The sequence below is a fragment of the Streptococcus sp. NLN76 genome (assembly GCF_015686645.1).
Taxonomy (GTDB): Bacteria; Bacillota; Bacilli; order Lactobacillales; family Streptococcaceae; genus Streptococcus.
The window spans coordinates 1-15,907 of record NZ_JADPMS010000026.1 but is presented as its reverse complement, the minus strand read 5'-3'; the positions used below and the strand labels follow the sequence as shown (position 1 = coordinate 15,907).

The 15,907-nt window shown below is 42.9% G+C and carries 11 protein-coding genes and 1 pseudogene; all 12 read right to left on the bottom strand.

Features of this window, described 5'->3' with window-relative positions; all coding sequences use genetic code 11:
* Window positions 1-263: 263 nt before the first annotated feature.
* On the bottom strand, window positions 264-1,394 hold the full coding sequence (gene ugpC / locus I1A59_RS06145; protein WP_196091914.1) for a sn-glycerol-3-phosphate ABC transporter ATP-binding protein UgpC: 1,131 nt from the start codon (window positions 1,392-1,394) through the stop codon (window positions 264-266).
* Between the two features lie 21 nt (window positions 1,395-1,415).
* The gene (locus tag I1A59_RS06140; protein WP_196091913.1) at window positions 1,416-2,708 is read right to left on the bottom strand and encodes a response regulator transcription factor; all 1,293 of its coding nucleotides are present in this window, start codon (window positions 2,706-2,708) and stop codon (window positions 1,416-1,418) included.
* On the bottom strand, window positions 2,701-4,347 hold the full coding sequence (locus I1A59_RS06135; protein ID WP_196091912.1) for a sensor histidine kinase: 1,647 nt from the start codon (window positions 4,345-4,347) through the stop codon (window positions 2,701-2,703). The genes I1A59_RS06140 and I1A59_RS06135 overlap by 8 nt, the downstream gene beginning before the upstream one ends.
* A complete protein-coding gene (locus I1A59_RS06130; protein WP_196091911.1) occupies window positions 4,344-4,949 on the bottom strand; it encodes a DUF624 domain-containing protein in 606 nt (201 codons plus the stop codon). The genes I1A59_RS06135 and I1A59_RS06130 overlap by 4 nt, the downstream gene beginning before the upstream one ends.
* Window positions 4,950-5,319: 370 nt before the next feature.
* Window positions 5,320-6,807, bottom strand: a complete 1,488-nt coding sequence (locus tag I1A59_RS06125; RefSeq protein ID WP_196091910.1) for an ABC transporter substrate-binding protein — start codon at window positions 6,805-6,807, stop codon at window positions 5,320-5,322.
* Window positions 6,808-6,831: 24 nt separating this feature from the next.
* The gene (locus I1A59_RS06120) at window positions 6,832-7,755 is read right to left on the bottom strand and encodes a carbohydrate ABC transporter permease (RefSeq protein WP_196091909.1); all 924 of its coding nucleotides are present in this window, start codon (window positions 7,753-7,755) and stop codon (window positions 6,832-6,834) included.
* A gap of 9 nt (window positions 7,756-7,764) precedes the next feature.
* Window positions 7,765-8,694, bottom strand: coding sequence for a sugar ABC transporter permease (locus I1A59_RS06115; RefSeq protein WP_196091908.1), 930 nt, complete (start codon window positions 8,692-8,694; stop codon window positions 7,765-7,767).
* 119 nt (window positions 8,695-8,813) lie between these two features.
* Entirely contained in the window at window positions 8,814-10,697 is a 1,884-nt protein-coding gene (locus I1A59_RS06110; RefSeq protein ID WP_196091907.1) for a beta-N-acetylhexosaminidase, read from the bottom strand.
* A gap of 9 nt (window positions 10,698-10,706) precedes the next feature.
* Window positions 10,707-11,573 carry an ROK family protein gene (locus I1A59_RS06105; RefSeq protein ID WP_196091906.1) on the bottom strand — a complete coding sequence of 289 codons (867 nt, stop codon included), beginning with the start codon at window positions 11,571-11,573 and terminating at the stop codon, window positions 10,707-10,709.
* Window position 11,574: 1 nt separating this feature from the next.
* On the bottom strand, window positions 11,575-14,223 hold the full coding sequence (locus I1A59_RS06100; RefSeq protein ID WP_196091905.1) for an alpha-mannosidase: 2,649 nt from the start codon (window positions 14,221-14,223) through the stop codon (window positions 11,575-11,577).
* 13 nt (window positions 14,224-14,236) lie between these two features.
* Window positions 14,237-15,514, bottom strand: coding sequence for a glycoside hydrolase family 125 protein (locus I1A59_RS06095; protein WP_196091904.1), 1,278 nt, complete (start codon window positions 15,512-15,514; stop codon window positions 14,237-14,239).
* A gap of 200 nt (window positions 15,515-15,714) precedes the next feature.
* Window positions 15,715-15,907 (bottom strand): annotated as a pseudogene (locus tag I1A59_RS09520) (IS982 family transposase); the annotation flags it as partial.

The following is a 15,907-nucleotide window of genomic DNA, read 5'->3' as shown; positions in this document are numbered from 1 at the left end:
GCTCGTCTTGCCGTACTTCATTGAAACTTTCTTCAAAAGTTTTATCAGCAAGCTCAAAATCTTCCTCAAGATTTTGAGCTGTCTGCGACTCGCTGCCTTGTACTAAAAGCAAACTAATACTCATTAAATTTCAAAATCTGACGTTGTCAAGCCTCTTCGGTGAACTTTAGTTCTACCATCATCGGCTTTCCTAGTCATCTTTTTGAAATTTTTCGAGTATTCCGATTTAGAAGTTAGTTAAGTATAAAAGATTGTAAAAAGTGCTACCGGATTGCCAATTCCGTTTCGGGGTCAAAGAAATGCGCTTTGTTTAGGTTAAAGGCAACTGTCACCTTTTCTCCGGCAACATACCGATGCTGAGCCTCCAAGCGCGAAACAAATTCTGTTTGCCCTACCTTGGAATAAAGCATCACCTCAGCTCCCAAAAGTTCAGAAACGACTACTTCTGCTTGGACATGAGACTGAGGATAAGTAGCTAATTCCAATTCTGTCGCCTTGATATCTTCAGGACGGATGCCTAAGGTCAAAAGTTTTCCTTCATACCCCTGTGCTTCTAAGAGTTTGCGTCTCCCATCTGGTAGTTCAAGCTCAAAGCCGTCTCCTAGCAAGTGCCCGTGATTCAACTTGACTTCAAAAAAATTCATGGCTGGACTCCCAATAAAGCTGGCCACAAATTTGTTCACAGGCCGCTTATAGAGTTCTTCAGGGCTACCGATTTGTTCCACTCGCCCAATGGTTCCTGTTCCTTCTGGATTTTTAGTAGCGGACATAATAACAATCCGATCTGCCAGAGTCATAGCCTCCGTCTGATCGTGGGTCACATAAATAGTCGTTGCGCCAATTCGGCGATGAATTTTAGCTATTTCTGTCCGCATGGAGACCCGTAACTTGGCATCCAAATTAGATAAAGGTTCATCCATCAGAAAAACTTTCGCATCCCGAACAATAGCCCTTCCCATAGCTACCCGTTGTCGTTGTCCACCTGATAAATCGGCTGGCTTGCGTTGAAGAAATTCAGTTAACCCCAAAATCCTGGCTGCTTCCTCCACTCGCTTTTGGATATCTTCCTTACTGTATTTTCGAAGTTTAAGTCCAAAAGCCATATTGTCATAGACCGTCATGTGCGGATAGAGGGCATAGTTTTGAAAAACCATGGCAATGTCTCGGTCCTTTGGAGCTACATCATTCATCAATCGATTGTCAATATAAGCCTCCCCTTTTGTGATTTCCTCCAGACCCGCAATCATCCGTAAGGTTGTGGACTTTCCGCAGCCAGATGGACCAACAAAGACAATAAACTCCTTGTCCTTAATATCCAAATTAAAGTCCTCCACCGAATAGTGCTGACTATTGGGATAGCGTTTATAAATATTTTTTAAATGGAGTTCTACCATTTCATATCTCCTTCACAAAACCTAAATCTCAGTTCCCAACTGACTCATAGACTGGCGATAACTCTTGGGCGACTGCCCGCAAGTCCGTTTAAATATTTTATAAAAATACCCAACATTGCTATAGCCAACCTGAAAACAAATTTCCTCAATACTTGCCTGACTATGTAAAAGCAGTTGCTGGGCCACCTTAATTCGCTGCTGATTCAGCAACTCCGCAAAACTATGTCCTGTCTCCTTTTTAATCAACTGCCCCAGATATACCCGATTTAAATAGAAACGAGCACTGACCTCCTTCAATGACAACTCCTGAGCATATTGCTCTTGAATCAGCAAAATAACCTCACCTACATGTTGGCTGTAGCCTGAAGTTTGAACCAAATCCCTTATTTTTTTAATAAAAATTTCTAAGAGCTGATCCAGTTTCTCACTCGATTCCACCCCCTCATAAAAGGACTCTAAGCGGTGATGATGGGTTTGGCGAAAGTAATGAAACACATCCGAAACAATGTTCTTTACAAATTGCTTGGTCACATATAAGGGTGGGCAAGAAGCCTCCAGTGCTTTCTTTAAATCCGGTACCAATTGTAAAATCTCTAGAACCTGTCCAGCTTCAATTAAACCTTCAAAAGACTGGTAATAAAATTGCGAATCAAAGTCTGCTCCTTGTCCCAAGCCCCCATAAAAGAGAAATCGTTGAAAATGATCCACTAAAATTTCTAGCGTACTTGATGGCGTCACAACTTCCCTGTACAAAGCTGAAAACTCTTCCTCTCCTAACAATTGGAGATAATAAACCCGATGAAAAATCGTTTTCTCTCGAGCATAGTAATTTCCAAGGGGCTGTGGGTTAGCGACAAACCATCGAGGATTTTCGGCTTCTAACAAATCTTCGGGTGATAATATTCCAGCCAAAAACTGCTTTGAGGCAGCGGTCTCAGATTCCCTTTGCGTTTCTGGTAACGTTTGTAGGATCCTAGCCAATTCTTTTTTATTAATAGGCTTCACCAGATAGTCCAAAGCTCCTAAAGAGACAGCCTGGCGGGCATATTCGAATTCCTGGTAACCCGACATGATGATGACGTGAATCTGGGGATAGGTTCTCTTCATGAGTTGAATCATTTCCAGACCAGATAGCCCCGGCATGGTAACATCTGTTAAAACGATATCGACTGGATTTTCTTCCATGTAGGCCAAAGCTTGCTCGGCACTATCTGCTGTATAAACAATCTCAATCTGGTAGTCCTCATAAGGTAGAAGGTGCCTCATACCTTCTAAAATCATATACTCGTCATCTACGACCATCATTTTACGCATTCTGACCTCCTTCTTCAAAGACTTGGTCAATCTGGATTTTGAACCAGGTTCCTTGATTCAGTTCTGACCCAAGTTCCATCTGATAGCGATCTCCAAATGAAAGAAGAAGCCGCTCATGGACATTGATCAAGCCAATTGACCGTAACCGGTTTTCTTGGCTCAGTTGACGTTTACTAAAAAGATCTTGGTATACCGCCAGGGTATCTCCCGACATCCCCTTTCCGTTGTCTCGTACAGATAAAATCAGACTCTGCCCCTCTTTACTTGCCTTCAAGCTTAAGGCATTGTCTCGTCTGCGCAAATCCAATCCATGTACAAAATAATTCTCCACCAGAGGTTGGAGTGTGAAACGAGGAATTTTCAAATTCTCACAACCTGCCTCAATTTGGAAGGCATAGGCAATGGACTTGGGATAACGCATCTGGCAAATATAACTATGTTTCTCACAAAAGGCTATTTCGTCCGCCACGCTTGTCCAGGGAGTAGGTGAAACATTTCCCCTGAGTAAACTGGAAAATTCATAGATCAGATCCCCGAGTTCTTCCATCTCCTTGCTGACTGCATACATGCGGAAAAACTCCAACGTGTTATAAAGAAAATGCGGATTGATTTGGGCCTGTAAGGCCCTCATATTGGCATCTTTCTGAGCTAGTTGGAGCCGATAAATGGCTTGCGTGTGTTGGTCTCGACTATCCAACATCTCATTAATTTCGGAAGCAATCATAAGCATCTCTTGCTGTTTATTATCGGTTCGGATGCGCAAATCCTCCTCACTAGAGGCAATGGCTTGGATACTAGTTACAATATCTTCTACTTGAATTTCATATTGTCGAAAGACTCGACGTAGGAACCAAAGCAAAATACTTGCAAGGAACAATCCACCAAATAGAATAACGGCAATCAGGGAACCCATTTCAGTCAAGGCAGCACTTTTAAGAAAGGCGACTGAGATCTCCAAATCACCACTGCTTCGGCGGGTCTGAAATAAACTCTGCCCTTCCCGACCATATTGATAGACCAATCGATCTAAGGAATCTTGAACTCGGACTCGCAACCCCTCGCTACTTCTCCCCAGAACAACATCATCCAGGAGCTGCTGATCAACCGTTACATAAACAGTTGCCATCCCCTCTGTTGTAACTGGTGACAGCAAGGTCAATGTCAGACTATTTTCCGGTGCCTGGTAGTTTTCCAAAGCAAGCTTCCTTCCAGATTTATGATCCTGGTTGGAGACAAATACTGTATCCCCTTCAACAGGTACCAAATCTAGTCCTTTAACAAAGGGATAATAAAGATAGAGGGTTCGAATCGCATCCTGTAGAGAAATATCTTCTGATGAGTTCCGATTTTGATCCAGTAACCAAGACTGGTACTGGGATGGGCTTTCTTGAAAATACCGGTAATAGGCCTCCAAGTGCTTGCTATCCGTTAGATAATCTGCCAAATAATTGCCAACACGGCCTTGATAATCATCTAGCTCGACCTTTAAAATATCGGCAACTTCTTGTTGCAATCCCAAGCGACTTTGTTCATATTGCAGCCAGGTACTGTAGGATAAGATAGCGGTAAAAAAGATAATAATTCCTATGACGAGAACAGAGTAGCTCTTTAGTAATCGATGAAAAAACAAGGGTTTCATAAATAGCCCCTTTCAACTTTTTGAAAAAGAGGATGAAACACATCATAGACAAAGAACAACCACAAACATGGTAAAAAGAAGAATAACAAGAGGGGGAGCTTAAAGGTTAGCACCAAGCAAATTAGGCTGCCGGCTAAAAAGAGTAGAGGACCTTTCCAATCCAGAAAGAGGGCAATTGTCGCAAGTTTCAGCCCGAGGAATAGTGGAAAACGGAAATGGGTCGCTAACTTTAGAAAAAGAGCATACAGAGCTAGAACAAAACAAAGGCCTAAAAAATTGGTGATCAGTACCACTTGCTGCAACAGGGACGGCGGAAATTGCAGCAGCAACCATATGCCACTAAACAAAAAGACCGATACAGCTAGTAAAATGGCCAAACAAGCATTATGAAAACGGAAATGATTCTTAAAAATCTGAAATGCTTGGCCAAAATGATACTGTTTCCCATCCCAACCATAGGCATCATAGAGTTGCAAGAGGGTCGCATTAGCCGGTGAGAAACCCAGAAAAAATCCTCCGGACAAGACTAATACAAAATAGAGAGCACTGACTTTCATCAGGAAGAAAGCCAAGTTGAAAAAAGAATCCATCCACTTTAACATGATAACCTCTCCTTATCTCTATTTTACCAAAATACCGTTGTTTTTGTAAGCGTTTAACGAACCTTCAAATTCCGCTTTCTCTTTCAAGGAATCTGGCTATTGTCCAAAAGATCAGAAACCTCTCGACAACAAATAGAAAGAGGAGGCAGGAAAATATCCAAGCTCCTCCTCTAACCCATTAAAAACAATAGCGACTTATTCCCCACACAAAGGCTAGTCCGTCATACTCTTTTAGTTTATCTTTTATTACTGTGTTAGCTCGTCTTGCCGTACTTCAGTACTGTCTGCGACTCGCTGCCTTGTACTAAAAGCAAACTAAAAGACTATACAAGACCAATCTGCAGTTTCTTGCTGTCTGGGACTATATCCCCTATTTTTCAGCTAGGAAAGCATCATATTGTTTTTGCATCTCATCCATAACTTTTTGATAGGATGGTTCGGACTCCAACTTCTTGATCATTTCTGGAACAGCCTGATCTGGGTCAACGGTACCAGTATTGATGCTGGCTGCATATTGACTCATAATATTTTGAATGCTGGTAATTTCAGTTTTAACGGCATCGGCATTAAAGTTGAAACCAAGAAGTGGAGATTCTTGCGCACTAGCAAGCAATTCCTTAGATTTCTCAATATCCTTATCGGTTACCTTATCAGTGATATAGAGAATTTGGCTATTACCAGTGTTCCATGCTGACATCCGTGTATCATTCATGTAACCATCCAAGAGTTTAATACGATTTTCGGCACTTGGATCCTTTTCCCAGTTAACTCCTTCTGGACCAAAGACCAAACCATTGAGGAGCTCTGGATTGGTGTTCATCAAGGTTAAGACTTCCATAGCCTTTTCTTTATTTTTTGAAGTTTTGGAAATAACAAAATTGGCTACTTGTGTGGAACCATTGGTCTTATAGGCAGTTGTAATGGCTTGAGATGTAATTGGATACCCAGCCACAGTTGAAAGAAGACTATCACCATAGTCTGCAGGACCTTGGGTTTCTTCGCGCACAAACCAGTTTGCTACATCCAAGTTAAAAGTCGCATCTGTTGTCGCTGCATCGGAAAGAATGTATCCTTCCTTGTAGTATTTATGAATTGTCCGAAGATCTTCCATTCGACGATCTACTTGGAAAGGATTCACAATTTTTTTGGCATCCCCTTGCAAGTCAACCGCAAAAGGTAGTTCATTTCCTGCTGGGAACTCTAGACCATCGGTTGAGGGCTTGCTGGACTTAATCCAAGCTAAGGGTGTCACATCTTTTTCTTTTTCCTTGATTGTAGCCAACATGGGTTCCAAATCATCGTAGCTATCCACCTTGGAAATATCAAAACCATACTTGTCAACCAAGTCTTGGTTAAAGGATAGCATTTGTTGACTAGCTACATTTCCAAAAACTGGTACAGAGTAAATTTTTCCATCAATGGTTGTCCCCTTGATATAAGCTGGATCGAGTGCGTCATAGAGGGCCTTTCCTTCTTTCTTGTAGAGGTCAGTGAGGTCCACGTAAGCACCTTTTTGAGCGTTGGTCAAATAGGTTGGGCTGTCCGCGAAGGCAATATCAAATTCTTCTCCAGATGAGGTAATGATGGCCATTTTATCCTTGTAGTCACCCCAAGAAATGTATTTGATATCCAAGTGGGCTCCAGCTTCCTTTTCAAGAATTTTATTAGCGTTTTCAAGAAGCACATCTAAGTTCTTTGGTGCATCACCTATTTGATACATGAGGATATCGGTTACTCCATCTTTGCCACTGGCACTTTTTTCATTAGACTGATTTCCTGTCAAGGAACCACAAGCTGCCAAACCAGCTACCGAGGCTAAGGCTAGACAAGATAATGCCATTTTCTTCCACGTTTTCATAGAGATCATCCTTTCTTTTTTCATTTACTCCTTTACTCCACCAATGGTTAATCCTTTTACAAAATACCGTTGGAAAAATGGGTAGAGGCAGGCAATAGGGAGGGTCGATACAACCACAATGGCCATCCGTGTTGCTTCCTTAGGTAGAGTCCCTGATACTGCGGAAGAGACTGTGGCCGCTGCTGCTGCATTTTCGGATAGATACTGTATATTGGCTTGGATCTTCATCAATAGGTATTGCAAGGGATAGAGGTTGTCACTCTGGATATACAGGAGTGCATTGTACCAATCATTCCAGAATGCCAAAGCCGTAAATAGGGCAATGGTCGCAATTCCTGGTAGTGTTAAAGGCAAACAGATCTGGAAAAAAATCCGAAATTCACTGGCACCATCAATCCGAGCCGATTCAATAATAGATTCCGAAATCGTTTTTCGGAAAAAGGAACGCATGACCATGATATTAAAGGGAGATAGAAGCATCGGGAAGATTAAAGCTGCCACACTATCCTTTAAATTTAACAGCGAGGTCATGACAATATAAGTCGGGATGGTCCCTGCACTAAACAACATGGTGAAAAGGGCCATCAGTGTAAAAAATCGTCTGTACTTAAAACTATTTCTGGAAATAGCATAAGCATAGAGCACTGTGAAAAAGACATTCAGGCTTGTTCCTACAATGGTTACAAAAAAAGTAATAAAGAGGGCTTGAAAAATCTGATCCTTTAATTGGAAAAGGTATTGATACCCTGCTAAACTCCACTGCTCTGGCCAAAAAGAATATCCATTAATGGCCAAACTTGTTTCATCCGTTAAGGAAATGATAATCACAAAAAGGAAGGGCAGCATGCACGACAGGGCAAAAATCCCCAACAAAATCGAAAAGAACAAATCCGTCTTTTTACTAAAGGAGTGGATGGAAACAGATGTAATTTCTTTTTTTTCTTTCATAGTTTCCTCCTAGAACAAGGCCGATTCTTTATCGAAACGCCGAACAATCAAATTGGTGGAAACCACCAAGAAGCATCCCACAATGGATTGATAGAGTCCTGCTGCAATCGCCATCCCAATATCTCCAGTCCCAGCAATACCACGATAGACATAGGTATCCAAAACTTGGGTCACATTAAAGAGGGGACCTGAATTCTTCGGAATTTGGTAGAACAAGCCGAAATCCGCCCGAAAAATATTTCCGACTGCTAAAATCGTCAAAATCGTCACTAAAGGCAATAGTTGCGGAATGGTAACATACCGAATTCGTTGCCACTTGCTGGCTCCATCCACAATTGCAGCCTCATAATAACTGGGATCAATCCCCATTATGGTCGCATAGTAAATAATACTGTTGTAACCCAACCCCTTCCAAATTCCTAAAAACAAGAGGATAAAAGGCCAGTAACCTGGACTGCTGTACCATTGAATTGGCTCCATTCCCATATCTACCAAGAGGTTATTAAACAAACCCTTGTCTGGGCTCAAAAAAGCATAGACAAAGAATGAAATGATGACCCAAGACAGAAAATAAGGAAAAAGGGTCGTGGTCTGGTAAAGCTTGACCAATCTCTTAGACCGCATTTCTGAAAAGATAATGGCAATTCCCACTGCAAAAATCAGACCTAAAAGAATAAAACCAAGATTATACAAGAGGGTATTTCTGGTAATGATGTAAGCATCTGAGGACTGGAAGAGAAATTTAAAGTTGTCCAAACCGATCCATTCACTTTTCAGGACACTGTCAATAAAACCTTCACCAGTATGCCGATAATCCTTAAAGGCAATCACATTCCCTAAAACAGGAATATAGAAGAAAAGAATCAACCAGAGGACACCTGGCAAAACCATCAGGAAAAATATGGCATTCTGCTTCAGATTTTTCAGCAAATCCTTCATAAAAACTCCTTTCTATCAAACATCTTCTTCCTTCCTCTTTAGTCTACTCTCTTAGCCCAGCTCTGTGAATTGCCATATTATAGCGAAAATTCTACAAATTATAGTTCTTACTATTTTGCTTAAGTTGTATAGAAGGTTGAGGCGGTCACTAGGGTATGCCACTGGTTGGCTGAGGTAGCCTTAAAACCTTCTTCGGCATAGAAATCATCAAATGGCAAGATTTCCTCTTCCAGCTCTTCTAATTTGTCCAGGTTTCCTGACACATAATCTTGGAGTCTGTTCTGTGCCCGTTGAATCCGAGCTGCTAGTCCTCCCAAACGTAAATCTAGGGTATCTAAACCAAAGATTTTGTTTTCCTGCATCCACTGCTGGCTCACTACCTGATGGAACTCCTTTAAATCCTGTTTCAACTGTTCGAGTTCAGACATTTGTTGCTCTAATAGCTGGAGATTCTGGCTTTCATAAGCTTGTCGCAAGACGTGTGTAACCCTCGTTTTTCTTGCCAACAAACGGCAAAGTTTAGCCTGGGTATCAAATAGATAGGCCAGGTCATGGGCACTCTTAGTTAGGTGTTCCAACTTTGGAACCAGAGAGTCAAAGTACAGAGAATCTGCTTCTGCATCTGTATGAGCTAGTAAGAGAGGGCACAAGACATCCTGATAGAGCAGGTAGCGACTCGGGTTGAAACTATGGTGTTCCTGTCCTGGGTGACTCGGTGTTTGGTTGGGGGTATCCAAGAGGAGAAAATCCTCTAAAGACAGGTCTGTTAACTGAACAAAATGACTGGCCAGCTGCTCTGTGTGCCCACGGTAATTCCATTCTGCCCAGGCTAAGAGACTAGGCAGAATGGAAAAGCTAGCCGCTTCTGCTCCATTATCTCCCCACGCCGTAATGGTGACCTCTTGGACTCCAAACTTTTGACAAGCCTCATGGGCTTGACCTGCAATGAGAAGACTGAAGCGATTATCGGGAGTGAAACCAGTCCACTTCCAAGCTCCACTGGCGAAGGCAAGGTCTGTCCCCAGGGGCAGATGAGCTTGAAGTTTTTCGCTGTAACTGTCAGAGGTGGTTTGATAGTAATCCCAGTAGATGAGCTTCACGCGCTTTTTCAAGCCATCTATCTTCTTCTTGACAGCCTCATCCATTTCTAATTTTCCCGTATAATTCATTTGAGTGGAAAGAAGTTGAAAGAACATATCACTCCACATGCTGCATTCAAAACCATAGGCATCTGCAAGATCCAAAACCCGTTCTAGGTGCTGACACATGAGCAGACTGCGGTTCTGGAATCCATGCTCAATCAAATACCGTCCCAAGCCAAGCAGATGGGCTTCATCCATGCCTATATTGATTTTACGGGTTGTTAGAGAACTGAGGGCTTGAAACATCTTCTCAATAAGCTTATAGGACTCCTCTGCCCCTACCAGTAAAATATTTTCAATGTCACGAATCGATTGGATAGAGGAAAGGTTCCACTTTAGATAACCATGTAGATGGGCCAGGGTTTGGATACAAGGAACAAATTCCATTCCATAGCGATGACATTCGTCTTCAATCTCCGTTAATTCCGCTGGCGTGTAGGCTCCACGGAAATAACCAAAATAAGGTTGATCTGAGAGTTGATAGGTGTCCTCCATATACAGTTGAAACTGATTGTAACCCATCAAAGCCAAATATTGAATCATCTTTTTACAGGAGGCCACAGTTAGAACCGCATTTCGGGAACAATCAAACATGGCCCCTAAATACTGATAAACAGGAGTTTCCTCAAGTTCTACCTGGCTAGACCCCTGTTGAAGCTGACTCGCTAAAGTCAGGAGGCCACGGTAAAGCATGTGTTCTTTAGGAGCCTCTATCTGATAACGCCCTTGATTTCCAGAAATCCGTAGGGAGTCATTTCCAGACAGCACCAATTCGAGGTCGACATCTAAATGTAGTTGCTCACAAAGTTCAAGGATGTGCTCTGGACTCTGCACAAGTCCTTCAGGAATGTTTAGGTTCATCTTTTCTCCTTATTGCAGGGTTCGCATATAGGCTCCCATCAGATTGGCATTTTCTTTGTAATGACAGGCTCGAATCTCAGGCAAAACTGGAAATCCCTCTGGATACTCTTCTTGAATGAGTTGGAGCTGTTGCCTAATCGCTTTTATAAAGAGCGGGTTCTGGCTAATCGAACCACCAAAAACAATCACTTGAGGCTCAAAGAAATAAAAGAGATTCAGGCAGCCAATGGCTATATTTTTAGCCATGGTCTCAATCGCTTTGTTACAAATCTCATCACCCTGACTCGCTTGGTCAAAAATCTTTTTCCCGTTCCAGTTTTCTTCTGCTTCTCCATATTGCTTGGCAACTGACCGAACCAAACTTCCAGTCGACGCTAATTGGGACCAATTTTTCAAGGGTTCTTGACCCGAATCGATTAACATGTAGCCAAATTCCCCACCAAAACCACGAGCCCCTCGAACCAATTGCCCATTCACAAGGAGGGCACCTCCAATTCCAGTCCCTACCACAACACAGGCAAAGGTCGAGAGACCCCCATCTAAGGCTAACTCGCTTAAGCCAACACAGTTTGCATCATTTTCCAAATAAACCGGACAAGCATATTCTGCTAATAGTTCATACCAGGAAACTCCATGGATATAGGGAATGGCACTGAGTCCCTGAATCACACCTGTCTCCAAATCAACTGCACCTGGAATGGAAAGTGAAATTGCTTCTAAGGACTCTGTAGCATGCATAAAATCCTTCATTTGCTCCAGTAAGAGTTGCAAACTCTCAGGAGTAGGCCATTCCTGCCGATTACACAACAGCTTCTGTCCATCTATGAGAGCTGCCTTAATGCCAGTCCCACCTATATCAAAACATGCAACTACCATATCAATCACCTTTCAATCGTTTTCCAACCACCTGTGTTCGTATTTCTTGAGCCCTCAAAATTCCCATTTCTTCTGAGAGGGGCTGCTCCAGTAAATCTGTCCACTCACCATCATCCTGCCCCAAATCAATTGACTCATGGCTTAGATTAAAATAACGGAGCAAAATCTGATCTGAGGCTTCTGCAACTTTTAATGACGTTACAGCTATCCGAGGATTGTCTAAAGCTGGATGTTGCAAACTCTGCCAAACAAGTGGCAGACTACCCGAATGTTTGGTCACCTGTTTTGTGAGGCAGGCTCCTTGAAATGCAAATGCTCTTTGGTAAGAATCATAGCGCTGGTCCAATCTTCCTAGCTCTAAGGCATACTCCACCTGCCAATCTCGCAAACACTGGGCATCCGGGGTTGGAAAATAACCCCAGTCCCCCATTTCTCCAACTGCCCTTAAGAGGGTTAAGCCAATCTTACCCGAATCCAACACTTCATATTCATGAAGTCCCTTACTGGACACGGTATAGAAGGTCTGTGAATCTGCCATACTAATAAAGGTTCGATGGCGTTGGGGATTGGAGGGATTTTCCCACATTTCCGAAGGTTGATTTGGCCGTCTTACCAGCTCAAAGATGGAATCCGCTTCGTGTTCTTCCGCTTGAATTCCTAAATCAAACACCAGTCGAAGCCGATGATCCTTCACCTCATTTTTAAAGTTGGTTTGAAAACGGATTTGTGGATTATCCTGGAATAAGGTTATCCTGGTCTCAAGATACATCTCCCTCACTTGCTGACTTCTTTGGGACTTGCGATCTTTAAATTCTACCAGTCTCTGTTGTTCCTCCAAGAGGCCCTCTTCCATACCAAGGGGCAGCCGCAAGCGATGGACCATCCGGGCCTGAGCGTAAGTCTGGTCTTGATGAATCACTTGAAAATCCACCAAGTTTCCCAGCAGAGACTTCTCTCCCTCCGGTGCCTTAAACACATATTCATTTCCGACATCCCCCGAATCCTCAAAACGCATCCAATGTTGGTACCGCTCGCCAGTCCTTTTATCCTCCAAGATCAAGTCCCCATCCGCCAACTCCAATCGATAATAGCGATTTTCAAGAATTTTTTCATTCTTGTTCTGGGAAGATGTTTCCTTTTTGGGCAAAAGTTGAAAGGTTTGCCAAGAAAAGGGAGCTTGATTGGCTAAGGCAAAACGGACCCGAACCCTGCGAGCAAACTTTGCCGAACGGAAGGCATCTTTGGGTAGGTCATAGGTGAAGGCTACTCCCAAATCCTCAATCTGGGCCTCTAGCTCCTGTCCCTGACTCGTATAAAGTCCCAACGGAGGAAGCTGGATGTCTGCCATGTCTTGGAAATGGGCTTCCAATTGACCATCTCGAAAGTCTGCCGCATCTACGACCAGTTCTACATCCAGAACCTGGGATTGGGTGTAAGCAGTTGGATTTAAAACACTAAAAGCCAACCCTTGCAGACTCTGACTATCTAGTTTTGACTCCCAACGATCCAAGCTTCGTTGCGCTAAGAATTGGCCAACCTGCTGAACTTTTTGGAGACGAGTCTCCATTTCAGCATGAACGGAGTCAACACTACACCCACAAATACTGTCATGGGGAGCATTTTGTAAGAGCAACTTCCAAGCATAGCGCAATTCGTCCCTTGGAACCTCATCTCCTGTCATCACAACCAAGGGTTCGACCACCTGCTCCAGCAAGTGACTCGCTTGGTCAAAAGCCTGCTTGAGATACATTCGTGAAGAGGCTGTATTGGCTAGAGTATACCAACCATCTGTTTCCTGACTGGTTAATTCGCCTTTAACCGTCGAAAGATTGGCGGGTAGTTCCGCTCGTACAGCTTCTACGTATTCTGCTAAAGTCGAATGAACAAAGCGAATCTCAGGATACAATTTCCGAGCCACAGCCAAGGCTTGACTCAGATTTTTCTGGACCGGTTGATGGTCACAGCCATTCATCAACAGATACTGTGAGGTTGAAGCGTACTTTCTCACTTCTTCTAATTTTTGCTCCCAAAAAACACGCGCTTCTTCCAAATCTACAGGAATCTCATTGCCATTACTGTACCAATTGGCAAAAAGAATTCCCAAAACAGAGGTGCCATCTGCTCCTTCCCAGATCATCTCTGAATAAGGAGACTGAAAGGCTTCATCGCTAAGAACTTCATTGGCAAAACCAACTGGCTTAACACCACGGCCAAAAAAGGCCACTTCAATACCAGATTGCTGCAAGAGCTGAGGAGCTTGCCCCATGTTCCCAAAGGTGTCAGGAAAATAACCGACTTTAGGAGCCCGCCCCCATTTCTGACTTTCCAAATGTCCGATTAAGCTGTTACGAACATTGGCTTCACTGGAGATTAAAAAATCGTCTTGTAAGATATAGAAAGGACCAACTACCAAACGTCCTTCATCAATGTATCGCTGAAGCCTCTCCCGATTCTGGGGACGAATTTCCAAATAATCATCTAACACAATGGTTTGACCATCTAAATGAAAACTCTTAAATTCTGGGTCACTTTCAAAGAGCTCCAACAAATCATCGAACAATTCCACCAAGCGCATGCGATGCGCTTCCCAAGGAAGATACCATTCCCGATCCCAATGACTATGTGAAACAATATGCACCGTTTCTCTCATCCGAACGAACCTCCTACTCCACCTGATAATAATCTAAAACCAATTCACAAAACATCATATTAGCCCATGAAAACCATTCTCTTGAATAGAGAGTTGGATTGTCAACATGGAAAGATTCATGCATAAATCCGGTACCACCATCACAGGCAACCATCAGATTCAATAACCTTTCCTTCTCATCTCGGTCCTCAGTTGTTAACCCTTGTATAGCCAGGGCAATGGGCCAAATGTAAGACTCAAAAGTATGAGTCGACCCCAGTCCTGAAGCCCATTCACCTTCATAAAAGTAGGGATTTTCAGGACTCAAGATGGTTCTCCGCGTCGCGAGATAGATGGGATGATTCTTGTCACAAAAACCAAGATATGGTGCAGCTAACAGACTGGGAACATTCGGATCATCCATAATGGACTGGTTGCCTAACCCATCGACCTCATAGGCGAAAATAGGCTCCCCAGCCTTATTTTTTGTGATTCCATAAGCATAAATACCACCGATAATATCTCTAGCTAGGTGAGCTACTTTTTCAGCAAGGGAATTCTGATTTCGACTTGGAAATTCCTCCAAAATCTCTCCCAGATAGCCCAGCACAACGGACGCAAACATATTTGATGGAATTAAATAAGGGTAAACACAGGCATCATCACTTGGCCGAAAACCTGACCAAGTCATCCCTGTATAAGAACAAGCAGGCCCCTGACCACCAGGAGACAAGGTATCTTCTACTCGATCCGTGTCTCGTTCAAACCGATACGGAGACTGGTCATGCCTCTGCTCTAAAATCCAAAGGTTGACGATGTTTTCAACCGCCTGATAAAAAGTCTGATTCAAATGACTCGTCTCGCCTGTTACCTTCCAGAATAAATAGGCCAACTGTATCGGATAACAAAGCGAATCGACTTCATACTTGCGCTCCCAAATCCAAGGACTCATCTCAGTCTGATCCAATTGATGCCCCTGCCCATTTGCTTCCTGATTAAAAGCATTGGCATAGGGATCTAAAAGAATAAATTCCATCTGCCTTTGAATTAGACCTGCAATCATCTGACGCAACTTCGGATCCCTCTTGGCTAACCCTAAAAAGGGCTTGACCTGAGCTGTCGAATCCCGCAACCACATAGCTGGAATATCCCCTGTCACGATAAAAGTTGTGCCATCCTCCAAAATCCGAATGGTTTTCTCAAGGGTATCACTGTAACAAGACTCAAATACCCGCCCCCAACTTGGATGATCCTTGGTTAGTTCACGAATATCCGCTAACCATTCTTCTAAAATTTCTTTTGTATAGACCATATAGTCGCTCCTCTTTTCATGTGTACTTCTTGTTTCGAATACCGACAATTTCCTATTCTCATTCTATTGAAATAGTTATCAAAAACCTATACACAAACTTAACCCATTCCTACACAAATATTGGCTATTGGGAGGAAATGAGTCTTGAGCTCTTCGAAAAGATTGAACACATGTAAACTTCACCCGTTGTGCTAGTTGATTTAAGGGTAAGCAAGTGAATATTTTAGACTGAAACCATTTTCGATCTGGCTTTGATGAAGTAATATGGAATAAGTTAATAGGATGGCCTCTACTTTAAATTTTAAAGCATAGAGATTCCTGCATCTTAAATCCTCAATCCCAAACTGCTCTAAACTCGAAAATACCGTTTCAATTGGTTTACGCAGTCGTCCA

Excerpts from the sequence above, each read along its gene's own strand:
- I1A59_RS06095 (WP_196091904.1), bottom strand. The coding sequence starts at position 15,514 with ATGGTCTATACAAAAGAAATTTTAGAAGAATGGTTAGCGGATATTCGT.
- I1A59_RS06105 (WP_196091906.1), bottom strand. The coding sequence starts at position 11,573 with ATGGTAGTTGCATGTTTTGATATAGGTGGGACTGGCATTAAGGCAGCT.
- I1A59_RS06110 (WP_196091907.1), bottom strand. The coding sequence starts at position 10,697 with ATGAACCTAAACATTCCTGAAGGACTTGTGCAGAGTCCAGAGCACATC.
- I1A59_RS06115 (WP_196091908.1), bottom strand. The coding sequence starts at position 8,694 with ATGAAGGATTTGCTGAAAAATCTGAAGCAGAATGCCATATTTTTCCTG.
- I1A59_RS06120 (WP_196091909.1), bottom strand. The coding sequence starts at position 7,755 with ATGAAAGAAAAAAAAGAAATTACATCTGTTTCCATCCACTCCTTTAGT.
- I1A59_RS06125 (WP_196091910.1), bottom strand. The coding sequence starts at position 6,807 with ATGAAAACGTGGAAGAAAATGGCATTATCTTGTCTAGCCTTAGCCTCG.
- I1A59_RS06135 (WP_196091912.1), bottom strand. The coding sequence starts at position 4,347 with ATGAAACCCTTGTTTTTTCATCGATTACTAAAGAGCTACTCTGTTCTC.
- I1A59_RS06130 (WP_196091911.1), bottom strand. The coding sequence starts at position 4,949 with ATGTTAAAGTGGATGGATTCTTTTTTCAACTTGGCTTTCTTCCTGATG.
- I1A59_RS06100 (WP_196091905.1), bottom strand. The coding sequence starts at position 14,223 with ATGAGAGAAACGGTGCATATTGTTTCACATAGTCATTGGGATCGGGAA.
- I1A59_RS06140 (WP_196091913.1), bottom strand. The coding sequence starts at position 2,708 with ATGCGTAAAATGATGGTCGTAGATGACGAGTATATGATTTTAGAAGGT.
- ugpC (WP_196091914.1), bottom strand. The coding sequence starts at position 1,394 with ATGGTAGAACTCCATTTAAAAAATATTTATAAACGCTATCCCAATAGT.